A 16046-nucleotide genomic window follows, 5' to 3' on the forward strand; every position below is an offset into this window, starting at 1 on the left:
GGATGTGGCTATGGACAAGCAGCAGGAGTTCGTGCTCCGGACTCTAGAGGAGCGCGACATCCGGTTCGTGCGCCTGTGGTTCACCGATGTGCTGGGCTTCCTGAAGTCGGTGGCGGTCGCCCCGGCCGAGCTGGAGCAGGCGTTCGACGAGGGGATCGGCTTCGACGGCTCGGCCATCGAGGGCTTCGCCCGGGTCTACGAGTCCGACATGATCGCCCGCCCGGACCCGTCGACCTTCCAGATCCTGCCCTGGCGCGCCGAGGCCCCCGGCACGGCCCGGATGTTCTGCGACATCCGGATGCCCGACGGCTCCCCGTCCTTCGCCGACCCCCGCTTCGTCCTCAAGCGCATCCTGGCCAAGACGTCCGACCTCGGGTTCACCTTCTACACCCACCCCGAGATCGAGTTCTTCCTCCTGAAGGACAAGCCGCTCGACGGCACCCGCCCGGTCCCGGCCGACAACTCGGGCTACTTCGACCACACCCCGCAGAACGTGGGCATGGACTTCCGCCGCCAGGCGATCACGATGCTCGAATCGATGGGCATCTCGGTCGAGTTCAGCCACCACGAGGGGGCGCCGGGCCAGCAGGAGATCGACCTGCGGTACGCGGACGCGCTCTCGACGGCCGACAACATCATGACGTTCCGCCTGGTCATGAAGCAGGTCGCGCTCGAACAGGGCGTCCAGGCCACGTTCATGCCGAAGCCGTTCTCGGAGTACCCGGGCTCGGGCATGCACACCCACCTCTCCCTCTTCGAGGGCGACCGCAACGCGTTCTACGAATCGGGCGCCGAGTACCAGCTCTCCAAGGTGGGCCGCTCCTTCATCGCCGGCCTGCTCAAGCACGCCGCCGAGATCGCCGCGGTCACCAACCAGTGGGTCAACTCCTACAAGCGCATCTGGGGCGGCTCGGAGCGCACCGCCGGCGCGGGCGGCGAGGCCCCCTCGTACATCTGCTGGGGCCACAACAACCGCTCGGCCCTCATCCGCGTCCCGATGTACAAGCCCGGCAAGACCGGCTCCTCGCGCATCGAGGTCCGCTCCCTGGACTCGGGCTGCAACCCCTACCTCGCCTACGCCCTGCTCCTGGCGGCCGGCCTCAAGGGCATCGAGGAGGGCTACGAACTCCCGGCGGGCGCCGACGACGACGTCTGGGCCCTGACCGACGCAGAACGCCGCGCGATGGGCATCGAGCCCCTCCCGCAGAACCTGGGCGAGGCGATCGCCCTGATGGAGCGCAGCGAACTGGTGGCGGAGACGCTGGGGGAGCACGTCTTCGACTTCTTCCTGCGCAACAAGAAGCAGGAGTGGGAGGAGTACCGGTCGGAGGTCACCGCGTTCGAGCTGCGGAAGAACCTGCCGGTGCTGTAAGGGAGTTGGCGGGCCAAGTGCCGGCCCGGGTGCGCGGGGGTCAAGCGAAGTAGCGCTGGGCCGCCCGTACGCCCTCGGCCAGCGCGTGCACCTCGGCCTCCGTGGTGTAGACGTAGAAGCTCGCCCGCGTCGTCGCCGGGACGGCGTAGCGGCGGGACAGCGGGCGGGCGCAGTGGTGGCCGGTGCGGACGGCCACCCCTCGGTCGTCCAGGATCTGGCCCACGTCGTGCGGGTGGATGCCGTCCACCACGAACGACACCGCCGAGCCCCGGTCCGTGAGGTCGGCGGGGCCGATGACGCGTACGCCCTCGATCTCGCCCAGGAGGCCGAGGGCCAGCTCGGTCAGGCGGTGTTCGTGGGCGGCGACCGCAGGCATGCCGAGGGCCTGGAGGTAGTCGACCGCCGCCGCGAGGCCCACCGCCTGGGCGGTCATCGGGACGCCGGCCTCGAAGCGCTGCGGCGGGGGCAGGAACGTCGAGCGCTCCATCTCCACCACCTCGATCATCGAGCCGCCCGTCAGGAACGGCGGCAGCGCCTCCATCAGGGCCGCGCGGCCCCACAGCACCCCGACGCCGCTCGGGCCCAGCATCTTGTGGCCCGAGAAGGCGACGAAGTCCGCGCCCAACTCCCCTACGTCGACCGGGCGGTGGGGCACCGACTGGGCGCCGTCCACCACCACGAGCGCCCCCACCGCATGCGCCCGGTCGGCAATGGCGCGGACCGGATTGAGGGTGCCGAGCACGTTCGACTGGTGGGTCAGGGCGACCACCTTGGTCGACTCGTCCACCAGCTCGTCCAGGCCGCTCAGGTCCAGCCGGCCGTCATCGGTCAGGCCGAACCAGGCGAGCCGCGCCCCGGTCCGCTCGGCGAGCTGCTGCCAGGGCACCAGGTTCGCGTGGTGCTCCATCTCGGTCACCACGATCGTGTCCCCGGGGCCGACGCGCCCCGCGTGGCCCAGCCCGTACGCGACCAGGTTGATGCCCTCCGTCGTGTTCTTGGTGAAGACGATCTCGTCGTCGGCCGCGCCGATGAACGAGGCGATCGTGCGGCGCGCCCCCTCGTACGCGTCGGTCGCCTCCACCGAGAGCTGGTGGGCGCCGCGGTGCACGGCGGCGTTGTGGCGCAGATAGAAGTCCCGCTCCGCGTCCAGCACGGGGAGGGGCTTGTGCGTCGTGGCTCCCGAGTCCAGGTAGACGAGGCGCGCCCCGCTGTCGAGCGTTCGCTCCAGGATCGGGAAGTCCGCCCGGATCCGCTCCACGTCCAGGCTCGCCGTGTGGGTGGCTCCTGCTAGGTCCTTCGGTGTGTTCATGGTCGGCCCGCCCCTGTCGTCTCTCACGCGAAATGATTTCATTTGCCGTGAGGAGACGGTAAGGGTTCTCACGGTTGTCGGCAAGCGTTAGCATGAGGACGTGGATCATGACGCGCCCCACTCCCTCCATCAGCAGCCGGTGCCCGGCGAGGAACGCTTCCTCTGCCTCGCGCTGGTGAACACCCGGTACGCGCTCAGTCATGGCCAGGTCGACCTCCTGGAGGACCCGGGCGCCGCACACCTCTGGCTCGTCCGTCACGAACTGCTGCCGGATCGCACGAAATTGACGGGGCGTCACATCGCGCGGCTGCGCGCGCTGCGCGAGGCGCTGCGGGAGCTCTTCGCCGCGCGGGCGGCCGGCACCGCGCCGCCGGCGGCCGCCCTGGACACGGTCAACGCGGCGCTCGCCGCCGCACCCCCCACGCCCCGGCTCGACTGGAGCGGCCGTGAACCGCGCCGCGCCGACGAGCCCGACGCCGCGAACCCGGTCGGCGCCGCTCTCGGCGCGCTCGCCGAGGACGGTGCCGAACTGCTCACCGGGGCCGACGCCGGACGGCTCGCGCCCTGCGGCGCCCAGGGGTGCACCCGCTGGTTCCTGCGCTCCCACGCGGCCCGCCGCTGGTGCACCACCAAGTGCGGCAACCGCGTGCGCGCCGCCCGCCACTACGCCTCACGCAAGAGCCCGGCCGATCCGCCCCCCGGCCGACCCGCCCCCTGAGCACCGACCGGCCCGGGCACCGCCCATCGGCCTACCGGAGCACCGGCCGACCCGCCCCACCGGTCACCCCGCCCCCAGGCCAATCCGCCCACCCAGCAAGGGAATCGACATGCCTTTCGTCACCGTGGAGTACTCCGAGCGGCTCGCCGCCACCTTCGACCGGCGGGCCTTCGCTCATGAGGTGCACGAGGTGGCGCCCGCGCTGATCAACGCCTCGACGGAGGCCTTCAAGACCCGGTTCCGCCGCATCGAGGAGTCGTACTTCGGCGCCGCCGAGGACGATCTCGACGCCGTGTTCATCGAGGTCGCCATCGCCTCGGGCCGCACCCCGAGGGCCATCGAGGTGCTGACCGAGACGGTCCTGGAGATCGCCCGCAAGCATGTGAGCGGGGCCGAGGGGCGGCGCCTGCACGTCCTGGTCGAGTCCCGCGAGATCGAGCGGGACTTCTACCGCGCCCACAAGGAGTGACGCCCGGCGCGGGTCAGCGCAGGTAGGCCGGGGCGAGCCCCGCCGTCAGCAGGCGGCGGGGCTTTCCCGTGCCGTCGGCCGGGACGGTGTACAGGTCGCTGCCGTAGTCGCCGGGCAGGGCGTACACCACCGTGTGGTCGTCCTGCCAGACCGCCTGGTCGTCCACGCTGCGCGGCTCGGCGAGCGGAGTCTCGCGCCCGGTCGCCAGGTCCAGCGCGTACAGCCGCCACGGGGCGTCCGCGGGCAGCCCGGCGACCCGCTTCTTGTAGACGATCCGGGTGCCGTCGGGGGACAGGGAGGGGCACTCGACGTTGGTGTGCAGCGCGGTCACGGTGCGCGCCGCGAGGTCGCCGCGGACGAGGTGGGTGTGGCCGCCCGTCGCCATCGTGGCGTAGAAGAGCCGGTCGTCGGCGGCGAAGGTCACGCCCCAGTAGTTGGTGTCGGCGGCGTGGTGCTCCTTGCCGTCCAGGTACGCCGTGAAGTCCTCCAGGGACGCGGTGAGCCGGCCGGTGCGGGTGTCGAGGACCGCGGTGCGGGTGGAGAAGTTGGTGCCCGCGTACGAGTCGCCGCCCACGAACACCGTCCAGGCCACCCAGCGCCCGCTCGGCGAGACCCTGGCGCGGGTCGGGATGCCGGGGAGGGCGTAGTGGGCGCGTTCCCTGAGGCCGGCGTCGAGGACGACCGCGCGGTAGGTGTCCGTCATGGCGCCGCGCTCGGCCTGGAGGCAGATGCCGGTGCCGGCCGCCGCGTAGAAGCGCAGGCAGTGGACGCCGGACGCGGTGCGCGGACCCGCCGGGTCGGCGGCCGGCACCGTGGCCAGCTCGTCTCGGTGCGGGCCCCACGCCATGGTGCGGAACACGATGCGCGCGCTGCCGCCCGGAGCCAGCGAGACGGTCCCGGAGTTCACCTCGGGCCCGCCGTCCTGGACCTGGTTCCTGCGGTCCTCCCGGCCCGCCGCGTGCAGCACGGACGCGGCGGCTACGGAGGCGAGCACCGCGAGGGCCGCGCACAGCACCAGGATCTTGTTGCGCAGGGTCAAGGCCGTTCCACCTCGGGGGAGTTGACGGGACGGAGCAGGAACGCGACGGCCGCGCACACGGTCAGGGTGGCGGCTGCCGTGCCGAGGGCGGTCCGGTCGCCCCACGCCGTCCAGGCGGCGCCGAAGGCGAGGGAGCAGGCGAAGCGGGCGAGCGCCTGGGCGGTCTGGAGGAGGGCGAGCCCGGAGGAGCGGAGCGCGGCCGGAACGGACCCGGCGGCGGCGGCCATCAGGACGCCGTCGGTGGCCGCGTAGAACCCGCCGTGCAGGGCCAGCACGAGGAAGGGCAGCGCCGCGCCGTGCCACCCGGTCAGGAGCAGGGCGTACGCCAGGAGCAGGGCCAGGTGGCCGCCGAGGAACACCCGGCGGCGCCCCACCCGGTCGGCGAGCCGCCCCAGCGGGACGGCCAGGACCAGGAAGGCGGCGGCCGTGCCGAGCGGCAGCAGGGCGAACCAGCGGTCGGGCACCCCGAGCCGGTGCTGGAGGAGCAGGTAGACGAAGGAGTCGCTCACCGTCGCGAGCCCCAACAGGAAGGCGCAGAGCGTGAGTTGGCGGACGTCCCGGATCCGCAGCAGCGCGAGCGCGGCCCGCAGGGAGGCGCGCGGGGCGCCCTCCACCGGTGGGGCCAGGGGAGTGCGGGAGGGGACGAAGAGGAGGAGCACGAGCACGCCGACGGCCGCCACGCAGAAGCTCACGGTGAACACCGCGTCATAGCCGTCCGCCGCCTGACGCAAAATCAGGAACGCGGTGAGCGGGCCGAGCATGGCGCCCGCCGTGTCCATCGCCCGGTGCACCCCGAACGCCCGCCCGCGCGACTCGGGCGCCGAGGCGAGGGAGATGAGGGCGTCGCGCGGGGCGGTGCGCAGGCCCTTGCCGGTGCGGTCCGCGGCGAGCACCGCGCCGATCACCGGGAGCGAACCGGCGATCAGGAGCAGGGGTTTGCACAGTGCGGACACCCCGTAGCCCAGCACCGCGACCGCCTTGTGCCGCCCGCCCCGGTCGGCGAGGTGGCCGCCGACGAGCCGGACCAGCGCGCTGAACCCGTTGTAGACCCCGTCGAGCAGGCCGAAGCCGAGCGGGGACAGGCCGAGGCCCGTGACCAGGTACAGCGGCAGCACGGCGGTGACCATCTCCGAGGAGACGTCCGTGATGAGGCTGACCGTGCCCAGGGCGAACACGGTGGGTGCGACGGCCGAACGCCGCCCGGGGGCCCGGGCGGCGTCGGCGGGGGCGGCCGGAGTGCCGCGACTGTCCGCCACGTACACGTCAGTTGGCCCAGATCCCCGTGATGGCGGCGGAGTTGGCGGCCTGGCCGGCGTGCGCGGTGCCGTGCATGTCCTCGATCGTGCGCAGCAGGTTGTAGTGGTTGTACGTGGTCGAGGAGGTCGCGCCCGGGGTCACCTGCTGGCCGTACAGGACCGTCGGGATCTTGTTGCCGGCCAGCCGGTTGTCCTCGTCGAAGGTGATGACGAGCAGGCTCTTGTGGGTCTTGGCCCAGGTGGCGTAGGCCCCCAGGTTGTTCTTGAGCCAGGTGTCGCCCGAGGAGACCGAGCAGTCGTGCATGTCGCTGCACAGGTTCGGGGTGACGAAGGAGACCTGGGGCAGCCGGGTGAAGTCGCTGGGGAACTGGGCGAAGGTGTACGCCGACGAGGTCGGCACGTTGGAGAAGCCGAACCACGGGTTGTGCTTCTGCGCGTACTTGCCGCTGGTGCACTTGGTGGAGCCCTGGCTGGGCAGCGTCTCGTTGTAGCTCGCCCACGTCTTGCCGGCCGCGATGAGTTCGGAGGCGAGGTTGGGGGCGGAGGAGAAGCCGACCTTCACACAGCTGTCGTCGGTGACGCCCTGCGTCGAGCCGGAGAAGAGGGCGTAGTAGTTCGGCTGGCTCGGGTGCGTCTCGGCGTACGAGGCCGTCAGGCTCGCGCCGCCGGACTTCAGCGCGTTGATGTACGGGGCGCTGGAGCTGCCGATGACCTGGTTGTAGGCGTGGTTCTCGAAGACCACGACCACCACGTGGTCGGGGGTGGGCACGCTCGCCGTGCTCTGCGCGGCTGATGTGCCGCCGAGCCCGGCCCACAGACCTGCGGACGCGGCCGCGAGGCCGAGGGCGGACAACAGGGCGGTGCGGGAGCGGCGTTTCGGCTCGCCGGACACGGCTACCTCCGGGGTGAGGGGGACGACGGGCGGGGACCCGGCCGGGTGGTGCACCCAGGAGAGTAGGGGTGTCCATGTCAACCGGGAAGGTGAAAGCGGGTGAAGACCCGGGGAACGTCCCGTGCCGGAGACGGAGGTGCCTGCGAAATTCTGTTCCATCCCCTAAGTTGGATCGAATGATCAGCGTCACCCCTCACTCCGGCCCCGGCAGCCCCCGCACCGCTGACCGCAGCCCGTTCTTCGACAACGCCAAGTTCCTGCTGATCGTGCTGGTCGCCCTCGGCCACAGCTGGGAGCAGTTGTTCTCCCCGCACACGCACGGGCTCAGAGCCCTGCACAACCTGGTCTACGGCTTCCACATGCCGGCCTTCATCCTGCTCTCCGGCTACTTCTCCCGCAGCTTCACCGGACGGCCCGACCAGATCCGGCGGCTGCTCACGGGGGTGCTGGCGCCCTATCTGATCTTCGAGACGCTCTACACGCTGGTCTACCACTGGGTGCGCGGCGCCGAGTTCGCCATCACGCCGACGTCGCCCACCTATCTCCTGTGGTTCCTCATCGCCCTGTTCGTCTGGCGGCTGACCACCCCGATCTGGAACGCGGTGCGCCACCCGGTGCCCATCGCCGTCGTCATCTCGCTGGCCGCCGGAACCACCGTGATCGGGGAGGACCTGGCGCTGCCCCGCGTCCTGATGTTCCTGCCCTGGTTCGTGCTGGGCCTGCGGCTGCGGCCGGAGCACTTCGCGCGGCTGCGCACCCGGGCGGCGCGGCGGGTGGCCGTGCCGGTCTTCGTCGCCGCCTTCGCGCTCGCCTACCGGCTGTCGCCCGCCCCGAGCGACGACTGGCTCTCGATGGACGTCGGCCACGGCGTGCTGCACGTGTCGCTGATGCGCTACCTGCTGCTCAGGATGGCCCTGTTCGCGGTGAGCGCGCTGCTGGTGGCGTCGTTCCTCGCGCTGGTGCCGGGCCGCCGGCTGTGGATCACGGCGCTGGGCGCGGCCACCCTCTACCCGTACCTGGTGCACGGCATCCTGATCCGCCTGGCCGAGCACTACGGGCTCGTGCACGCCGTACGCGTCTCGGGATTCGCGGGGCAGCTGGTGTTCAGCGGGCTCGCGGTGGCCGTGGTCGTGCTGCTGTCCACGCCGCCGGCGCGCGCGGTGCTGCGGCCCCTGGTGGAGCCGCGCATGCCGCGCAGGCTGGTGCCCGCGCCGCCGGTGGGCGCGCTCCCCGGCGTGCCCACGGTCGCCGCGGAGCGGGAGAAGACCCTGGCGCGCTGAGCGGCGCCGGGCCCGGCCCGGTCAGTTCCCGGCGGGTGTCCACGGCGCGGCGGCGCCGTCGGCGCCCGCCGTCCGCGTCCAGTACAGCCGGCCGTCCAGGCCGATCACCGCGGCGGCGGTGTCGTGCCCGTCGAGGACGGCCGCGGGCGCGCCGGTGAACAGGATGCCCGCGGCCTTCCACTGCGGGGCCTCGGCGTCCGGCTCCAGGGTGGCGAGCGCGCCGGAGGCGGTGCGGCCGGTCAGGAGCGGGCCCGCCGCGCCGACCGTGCCGTAACCGGAGGTGTCGCCGAGGTCGGTGACCGCGGAGGGGCGCGCGCCGGTGAACAGCACGCTCTGGACGTTGCCCGAGTTCACCTTGCGGTAGTAGACCCGCACCCCGGTGCCCTCCGGACGGGCCGACAGGCTCGTCGTGTTCGGGGGCAGCTTGGTGTCCTCGGCGCGGGCCGGCAGCGGGGCGCCGGCCTTGGGCTGCACCCAGGTGAGGACGGTCTTGGGGGTGCTGGAGAAGACGTGGACGCGGCCCGCGCCGTCCGTGGCGGCCACCGGGTCGCCCGCCATGTCGGCGCCGCCGTGCGCGGACCAGGGGGTCCACGCGCCGGCCGCGTCCAGGGACGAGGAGTGCAGCCGGCGGTCGCCGCCGCGCACGAACACCGACAGCCTGTTGGAGCCGTCCACCGCCGCACTGGGCGTGGACATGTCGAAGACGCCGTCGGTGCCGCTGTGGTCGGGCGAGCCGAGCGAACGCCAGGGGCCGAAGGAGCCGCCCGGGGCGGACTGCACCGAGACCACGACCTCGCGGTGGTAGTCGGTGAGCCCCGCGCCGAACAGGGTGCGGGAGCCGACCACCGCGAGGCGGCCGTCGGGCAGCCGGGTCGCGCTCACGCCGGAGTCCATGCCGTCGCCGGGCAGCAGCTTGGGCGCGCTCCAGGCGCCGTCCGCGCCCGGCGCCTTGTGCCACACGGCGAGCCGCTGGTCGAGCACGCCGAACGCCCACAGGCTCCCGTCCCGGCCGGCCTGCAGCCACGAGGTGGAGTTGGTGCGGGCGTAGCGGACCGACTGGGCCCAGCCGTTGCCGTACGGGCGGACCGACACCTTGCGGTCGCCGCAGCCGGCCGCGCTGGCGCAGTAGTTGTCCTTCGGGTTCATCCAGGCGTACGTCTTGACGATGTCGGCCTTGGCGTCGGCGGCCGGCTTGGCGAAGGTGTGCGGCAGGTAGCTGGTGTTGTAGCCGAAGTAGGTCTGCACGCTGAAGTTCGGGTGGTTCGCGGACTTCGCGTACAGCTGGAGGGCGGCCTGCGCGAAGCGGGCGCTGTAGATGTGGTCCTGGTGGTCCACGATGCGGTGCAGCTTGCCCTCCTTGCCCGGGGTCGGGTCGAGGGTGCGCACATGGGTCGGGCGGAAGCGTTCCATCAGACCGGCCAGCGTCTTGACGACCTGGTCCTTGGTGTACGTGAAGGGCTTGGCCGGGCTGCCGGAGGCGATCTCCGAGGTGAGCGCCGTGACCTGGCCGTTCCACAGGCCGCGCAGGCTGTGCGGCTGGTTGCCGTTGATCGAGCCGGCCTCGCGCAGCTGCACCCAGACGAGGTGGATGTCGGGGCGGGCGTCGAGGGTGTCGACCTCGGCGGTGCCGCCGCCGGCGGTGGGCACGGTGGAGCGGGTCCACGCGCTCGCCCGGTCGCCGGTCGCCATCTGCGCGTAGGCCCCGCGTATGCCGTTCTGGCGGGCCTCGGAGTACTTGGCCTTGTCGACCAGGGGCTTGGGTGCGCCGGGCTTCTTCGACGGCGGGGCGTTCACGCCGTCCGCCTCGCCCGCGGTGACGTAGACCGAGGTCATGGGGCGGCCCGAGCGGAGCGACTGGCCGGTGTCCGGGTTCATGAAGAAGAGGTCGTCGTCCGGGTGCGCGATGACCTGCATCACGGAGCCGGTCTCCGGCCGCACCGGCCCCGACGCGACCGATGCCGGGGCGCCGGTCGCGTGACCGGGGACGTCCTGGCCCTCGGTGTCGGACAGGGCGAACTCGGCGAAGACACCACCCAGGACGAGGGCGGTGACGAGCGCGGAGCCGGCGACGGCGCCACGGCGGGAGAGCAGCGCGGAGCGCAGCGGCATCCTGGACATCATGAGTGCGGTCTTTCGGTACGGGCGGACTGGGCGGCCGGAGGGTGCGTGAGCACGTCCGCGCCGGGCCCGGTCGTGAGTGGCTCGATCAGCGCTGGTCAGAGCCTGGTCGGCAAGGAAGACGAAAGGTCCCATAATCGGGTTCATTTGGGCGGCCGGGCAAATCATGTGGCCTTGATCACCCCGAATTGGCGCTATATCGGGAGAAGTCCGGCATATGTGGTGTGAAGTGGGGGTGGGGTGAGGAGAGTTCGGGGCGCGGGCCCCCCGCTGTTCGCGCAGTTCCCCGCGCCCCTGGGGGGTTGATCTGCGCTCGGGCTGGGTGGGGTGCCCCGAGCCGCTGTCCTCTCGGTCGCCTGCGGACCGTGCCCGCTTCTCGCGCAGTTCCCCGCGCCCCTGGCGGGGCCGGTGCCGGTCTGTGCCGGAGGGCTTCGGCCCGCCCCCTTCCGGCCGCACGCCAACCCTCGGCGGGGCCGGGGGGTCGGAGTGCGGATAGGCTCGGAATTCGGGGCCTGGCCGGGCGGTCGGCCGCGGAAGCCGCCCGGACGGGCGTGCGGGTGTACGGACGAAGCGGGAGGCGGCCAGATGACCGTGCCGGGGCGCAGGAGCAGCACCTTCACTCGGCTGGTGCGGCACGGCTTCACCGACCCCTCGGCGGCCGAGCGCCTCCTGGAGGTGCCCGAGCTCGCACCCGTACGGTCCGACCCGGTGCTGCTGGACGCGCTCGGCGCCACCGCCGACCCCGATCTGGCCCTCGCCGGCCTCGTCCGCATCGTCGAGGCGCAGGACGCCGACGAGCGCCGGACCCTCCTGGACACGCTGATCGGCGCCAAGCCGCTGCGGGACCGGCTGCTCGGGGTGCTCGGCGCGTCCGAGGCGCTCGGCGACCACCTGGCCCGCCACCCGCACGACTGGCACGCCCTGGTCACCTACGAGGCGGCGGACCTGCACCCGGGGGTCGCCGAGTTCGAGCGGTGCCTGGCGGACGCCACCGACCCGGTGTCGCTGCGCATCGCCTACCGGCGCTGCCTGCTGGCCATAGCGGCCCGTGACGTGTGCGGCACCACCGACATGGCCGAGAGCGCCGCCGAGCTCGCCGACCTCGCGACCGCGACCCTGCGCGCGGCCCTCGCCATCGCCCGCGCCGAGGCCCCCGCCGACGCCGCCCAGTGCCGGCTCGCGGTGATCGCGATGGGCAAGTGCGGCGGCCACGAACTCAACTACGTCTCGGACGTCGACGTGATCTTCGTGGCCGAGCCGGCCGACGGCTTCGAGGAGGGTAAGGCGATGCAGGCCGCGGGCCGGCTCGCCGCCCACCTCATGCGGATCTGCTCGGAGACCACCGTCGAGGGCGTCATCTGGCCGGTGGACGCCAACCTGCGCCCCGAGGGCCGCAACGGCCCGCTGGTGCGCACCCTCTCCAGCCACCTCGCCTACTACCAGCGCTGGGCCAAGACCTGGGAGTTCCAGGCGCTGCTCAAGGCCCGCCCGGTGGCGGGCGACCCGGAGCTCGGCCGGGCCTACGTGGAGGCCGTCTCACCCCTGGTGTGGCAGGCCGCCGAGCGGGACAACTTCGTCGCCGACGTGCAGAAGATGCGGCGCAGGGTCGTCGACAACATCCCCGCCGCCCAGGTGGAGCGCGAGCTGAAGCTCGGCCCCGGCGGGCTGCGCGACGTCGAATTCGCCGTCCAGCTCCTGCAGTTGGTGCACGGACGCAGTGACGCGACCCTGCACAGCGGCACCACCCTGGACGCGCTGGCCGCCCTCGCCGCCGGCGGTTACGTGGGCCGCGCGGACGCCGCTCAGCTGGACGAGGCGTACCGGTTCCTGCGGGCCATGGAGCACCGCATCCAGCTCTACCGGCTGCGCCGCACCCACCTGGTGCCCGAGGACGAGGCGGACCTGCGCCGCCTCGGCCGCTCGCTCGGGCTGCGCACCGAACCCGTGGTCAGCCTGAACAAGGAGTGGAAGCGGCACGCCTCCGTCGTGCGCCGGCTGCACGAGAAGCTCTTCTACCGCCCGCTCCTGGACGCCGTCGCCCAGCTCGCACCCGGCGAGACGCGGCTCAGCGCCCGCGCCGCCGCCCACCGCCTCGAAGCGCTCGGCTACGCCGACCCGGCCGCCGCCCTGCGCCACCTGGAGGCGCTGTCCTCCGGCGTGAGCCGCAAGGCCGCCATCCAGCGCACCCTGCTGCCCGTGCTGCTCGGCTGGTTCGCGGACTCGGCCGACCCGGACGCGGGCCTCCTCGGCTTCCGCAAGGTCTCCGACGCGCTCGGCAAGACCCCCTGGTACCTGCGGCTGCTGCGCGACGAGGGCGCCGCCGCCGAGAACCTGGCCCGGGTCCTGTCGGCCGGGCGCCTCGCCCCGGACCTGCTGCTCCGCGCCCCCGAGGCGGTCGCCATCCTCGGCGACCCGGACGGGCTGACGCCGCGCGGCCAGGACCACCTGGAGCAGGAGGTGCTCGCAGCGGTCGGCCGCGCCGAGACCGCCGAGGGCGCGGTCGCCGCGGCCCGTGGCGTGCGCCGCCGCGAGCTGTTCCGCACCACCGCCGGCGACATCATCGGCTCGTACGGCACCGAGGACAGCCCCGCCGAGGAGGACCCGGGGGCGCTCGTCGACCGGGTCGGCGACGCGCTCACCGATCTGACCGCGGCCACCATCGCGGGCGCCCTGCGCGCCGCCGTACGGGCCGAGTGGGGCGAGACCCTGCCGACCCGGTTCGCGGTCATCGGCATGGGCCGCTTCGGCGGCCGCGAGCTGGGCTACGGCTCGGACGCCGACGTCCTGTTCGTGCACGAGCCCCGCGCGGGCGTCGACGAGCAGGAGGCGGCCCGGGCCGCCAACCGGGTCGTCACCGAGATGCGCCGGCTGCTCCAACTCCCCACCGCGGACCCGCCGTTGATCATCGACGCGGATCTGCGCCCGGAGGGCAAGTCGGGCCCGATGGCGCGCACCCTGAAGTCGTACGAGGCGTACTACCGGCGCTGGTCGCTGGTCTGGGAGAGCCAGGCGCTGCTGCGCGCCGAGGTGATGGCGGGCGACGCGGAGCTGGGCGAGCGCTTCCTCGCGCTCATCGACCCGCTGCGCTACCCCGCGGAGGGTCTCGGCGAGGACGCGGTGCGCGAGATCCGCCGCCTCAAGGCCCGCATGGAGTCCGAGCGGATGCCGCGCGGGGCGGATCCGACCCTGCACACCAAGCTGGGCCGCGGCGGCCTGTCGGACGTGGAGTGGACGGTCCAGCTGATGCAGATGCGGCACGGCTGGGAGGTGCCGGGCCTGCGGACCACCCGGACCCGCCGGGCGCTGGCCGCGGCCCACGCGGCGGGGCTGGTGAGCACGGAGGACGCCTCGATACTGGACGAGGCGTGGGTGCTGGCGACGCGGGTGCGCAACGGGGTCATGCTGGTGCGCGGCCGGGCCGGGGACACCTTCCCCTCCGACGGCCGAGAGCTGGCCGCGGTCGGACGGTACCTCGGGTACGAGCCGGGGCACGTCGGGGACATGCTGGAGGACTACCGGCGCCTCACGCGCAGGGCGCGGGGGATCGTGGAGGAGCTGTTCTACGGGGCGCACCTCTAGCGCGCGGCGGCCCCCGGGCGACTGGACTCCACGAGCCTCGGCAGCTGGTACGGGAGGCTGCCGTACCAGGTGCGGGAGACCAGGACGCCGAAGGTGAGGCACAGCAGCCCGCCCACCGCGTCCAGCCAGAAGTGGTTGGCCGTGGAGACGATCACGACCAGGGTGGCCGTCGGATACAGCAGGCCGAGGATCTTGGCCCAGGGCGCGGAGGAGAGGGCGAATATCGTCAGGCCGCACCAGGTCGACCACCCGATGTGCATGGACGGCATCGCCGCGTACTGGTTCGACATGTTCTTCAGGTCGCCCGACGCCATCGAGCCCCAGGTGTGGTGCACCAGGACCGTGTCGATGAAGCCCCCGCCGTTCATCAGGCGGGGCGGGGCGAGCGGAAAGAAGTAGTAGCCGACGAGGGCCACGCCCGTCGTGGCGAAGAGCACCAGGCGTGACGCGGCATAGCGCCCGGGGTGACTACGGAACAGCCACACGAGAACACTGATGGTGATGATGAAGTGCAGCGTCGCGTAGTAGTAGTTCATGCCGACGATGAGCCATGTCACCGAATTCACGGCGTGGTTGACCGACTGCTCCACCGCGATGCCGAGGTGGTGCTCGACGCTCCAGATCCAGTCGGCGTTCTTGAGCGCCTGCGCCTTCTGCTCGGGCACCGCGTTGCGGATCAGTGAGTACACCCAGTAACTCACCGCGATCAGAAGCACTTCGAACCAGATGCGCGGGCGGCGCGGCATGCGTACCCGCCGCAACCGGGCGGCCCATGCGCTGCGTTTCGGTTCGGTGGCGGAGGGTGTGGCCGACGGCTCGTTGGTCGGAGCGGCCGTCCGGCCTTCCAGAGTCTTCACGGTCATGTCACCCATAGGAAGAGAGTCTGCCAGATGCCCGTACCCCCCGCCGATCATCCTCCGGTCGGGTCCACCGCGCACCCGCTAGTCCTCAAGGACGAGGCTTTTCGGCGTGGGTCAGGGTCGGCTTCGGGGTCGGGCGCCCGAGGTCGAACCACGGACGACCAGTTCGGGCATGAAGACGAACTCGCTGTGCGGAGCCGGGGTTCCCCCCACCTCTTCGAGCAGTGCGCGGACCGCGGCCTGGCCCATCGCCGTCACCGGCTTGCGGATCGTGGTCAGCGGTGGGTCGGTGAACGCTATCAACGGAGAGTCGTCGAAGCCCACCACAGAGACATCACGCGGAACGTCGAGGCCCGCCTGGCGGGCGGCCCGGATCGCGCCGAGCGCCATCATGTCGCTGGCGCACACCACCGCGGTGCAGCCCTGGGCGATGAGCGCGGTGGCCGCGGCCTGACCGCCCTCCAGGGTGTACAGCGAGTGCTGGATCAGTGACTCGGCCTCGGCGGGGCTCAGGCCGAGGCGGTCCTGCATGCCGGCCGTGAACCCCTCGATCTTGCGCAGCACCGGCACGAAGCGCTTGGGGCCGACCGCGAGGCCGATCCGGGTGTGGCCGAGGGCCGCGAGATGGGTCACCGCGAGCCGCATCGCGGCCCGGTCGTCGGGCGAGATGAAGGGCGCCTGCACCTTGGGCGAGAAACCGTCCACCAGGACGTACGGGACGCCCTGGGCGCGCAGCTGCTCGTAGCGCTCCATGTCGGCGGTGGTGTCCGCGTGCAGCCCGGAGACGAAGATGATCCCCGCGACGCCCCGGTCCACCAGCATCTCGGTGAGCTCGTCCTCGGTGGACCCGCCCGGGGTCTGGGTGGCGAGCACCGGGGTGTAGCCCTGCCGCGTCAGCGACTGCCCGATGACCTGGGCGAGGGCGGGGAAGATCGGGTTCTCCAGCTCCGGCGTTATCAGGCCGACGAGCCCCGCGCTGCGGCGGCGCAGTCGTACGGGCCGCTCGTACCCCAGCACGTCGAGTGCGGCGAGAACGGATTCACGGGTGCCCGCGGCCACACCGGGCTTGCCGTTGAGCACGCGGCTGACTGTGGCTTCGCTGACCCCCGCCTGGGCTGCGATGTCGGCGAGCCGTGCGGTCACGGGATTGGACT

At 72.5% G+C, this 16046-nt stretch carries 12 protein-coding genes; 5 read left to right on the top strand and 7 right to left on the bottom strand.

Annotation, left to right across the window (positions count from 1 at the left end; translation table 11 throughout):
* The first annotated feature begins 10 nt into the window (after window positions 1-10).
* Window positions 11-1372 (top strand): glutamine synthetase family protein, encoded by a 1362-nt coding sequence (locus tag ACGF3I_RS17475; RefSeq protein ID WP_189960966.1) that lies wholly within the window; start codon window positions 11-13, stop codon window positions 1370-1372.
* A 40-nt stretch (window positions 1373-1412) separates the two neighbouring features.
* Here the strand turns inward: ACGF3I_RS17475 and ACGF3I_RS17480 are convergent, their stop codons facing one another.
* Complete coding sequence (locus tag ACGF3I_RS17480) at window positions 1413-2681, bottom strand: cysteine desulfurase (RefSeq protein WP_393132856.1); 1269 nt, start codon at window positions 2679-2681, stop codon at window positions 1413-1415.
* 100 nt (window positions 2682-2781) lie between these two features.
* Between ACGF3I_RS17480 and ACGF3I_RS17485 the strand changes: the two genes are divergently transcribed.
* Window positions 2782-3399 (top strand): CGNR zinc finger domain-containing protein, encoded by a 618-nt coding sequence (locus ACGF3I_RS17485; RefSeq protein ID WP_393132858.1) that lies wholly within the window; start codon window positions 2782-2784, stop codon window positions 3397-3399.
* Between the two features lie 109 nt (window positions 3400-3508).
* Entirely contained in the window at window positions 3509-3868 is a 360-nt protein-coding gene (locus ACGF3I_RS17490) for a 5-carboxymethyl-2-hydroxymuconate Delta-isomerase (protein WP_393132860.1), read from the top strand.
* A 13-nt stretch (window positions 3869-3881) separates the two neighbouring features.
* Here ACGF3I_RS17490 and ACGF3I_RS17495 read toward each other — a convergent pair whose 3' ends face one another.
* Genes ACGF3I_RS17495 through ACGF3I_RS17505 form a run of 3 tightly spaced genes read right to left on the bottom strand, consistent with a single transcriptional unit; the run spans window position 3882 to window position 7055 of the window.
* Window positions 3882-4907, bottom strand: a complete 1026-nt coding sequence (locus tag ACGF3I_RS17495; protein WP_393132862.1) for a TolB family protein — start codon at window positions 4905-4907, stop codon at window positions 3882-3884.
* The gene (locus tag ACGF3I_RS17500) at window positions 4904-6169 is read right to left on the bottom strand and encodes an MFS transporter (RefSeq protein ID WP_393132864.1); all 1266 of its coding nucleotides are present in this window, start codon (window positions 6167-6169) and stop codon (window positions 4904-4906) included. Before ACGF3I_RS17500 ends, ACGF3I_RS17495 begins: the two co-directional genes overlap by 4 nt.
* Window position 6170: 1 nt before the next feature.
* Complete coding sequence (locus ACGF3I_RS17505) at window positions 6171-7055, bottom strand: alkaline phosphatase family protein (protein WP_393132867.1); 885 nt, start codon at window positions 7053-7055, stop codon at window positions 6171-6173.
* A gap of 176 nt (window positions 7056-7231) precedes the next feature.
* On the opposite strand from ACGF3I_RS17505, the gene ACGF3I_RS17510 reads away from it, so the two are divergent.
* On the top strand, window positions 7232-8335 hold the full coding sequence (locus ACGF3I_RS17510) for an acyltransferase family protein (protein ID WP_393132869.1): 1104 nt from the start codon (window positions 7232-7234) through the stop codon (window positions 8333-8335).
* A gap of 21 nt (window positions 8336-8356) precedes the next feature.
* On the opposite strand, the gene ACGF3I_RS17515 is transcribed toward ACGF3I_RS17510, so the two are convergent.
* Complete coding sequence (locus tag ACGF3I_RS17515) at window positions 8357-10444, bottom strand: PIG-L family deacetylase (protein WP_393132871.1); 2088 nt, start codon at window positions 10442-10444, stop codon at window positions 8357-8359.
* A gap of 594 nt (window positions 10445-11038) precedes the next feature.
* Between ACGF3I_RS17515 and ACGF3I_RS17520 the strand changes: the two genes are divergently transcribed.
* Window positions 11039-14032: a bifunctional [glutamine synthetase] adenylyltransferase/[glutamine synthetase]-adenylyl-L-tyrosine phosphorylase gene (locus tag ACGF3I_RS17520; protein WP_393132873.1), complete on the top strand. Its 2994-nt coding sequence runs from the start codon at window positions 11039-11041 to the stop codon at window positions 14030-14032.
* On the opposite strand, the gene ACGF3I_RS17525 is transcribed toward ACGF3I_RS17520, so the two are convergent.
* A complete protein-coding gene (locus ACGF3I_RS17525) occupies window positions 14029-14904 on the bottom strand; it encodes a phosphatase PAP2 family protein (RefSeq protein WP_393132875.1) in 876 nt (291 codons plus the stop codon). The genes ACGF3I_RS17520 and ACGF3I_RS17525 overlap by 4 nt on opposite strands.
* 102 nt (window positions 14905-15006) lie before the next feature.
* Window positions 15007-16035, bottom strand: a complete 1029-nt coding sequence (locus tag ACGF3I_RS17530) for a LacI family DNA-binding transcriptional regulator (RefSeq protein WP_393132877.1) — start codon at window positions 16033-16035, stop codon at window positions 15007-15009.
* Between the last annotated feature and the right edge of the window lie 11 nt (window positions 16036-16046).

The sequence above is a fragment of the Streptomyces sp. NPDC048111 genome, assembly GCF_043202815.1.
Lineage (GTDB): Bacteria > Actinomycetota > Actinomycetes > Streptomycetales > Streptomycetaceae > Streptomyces.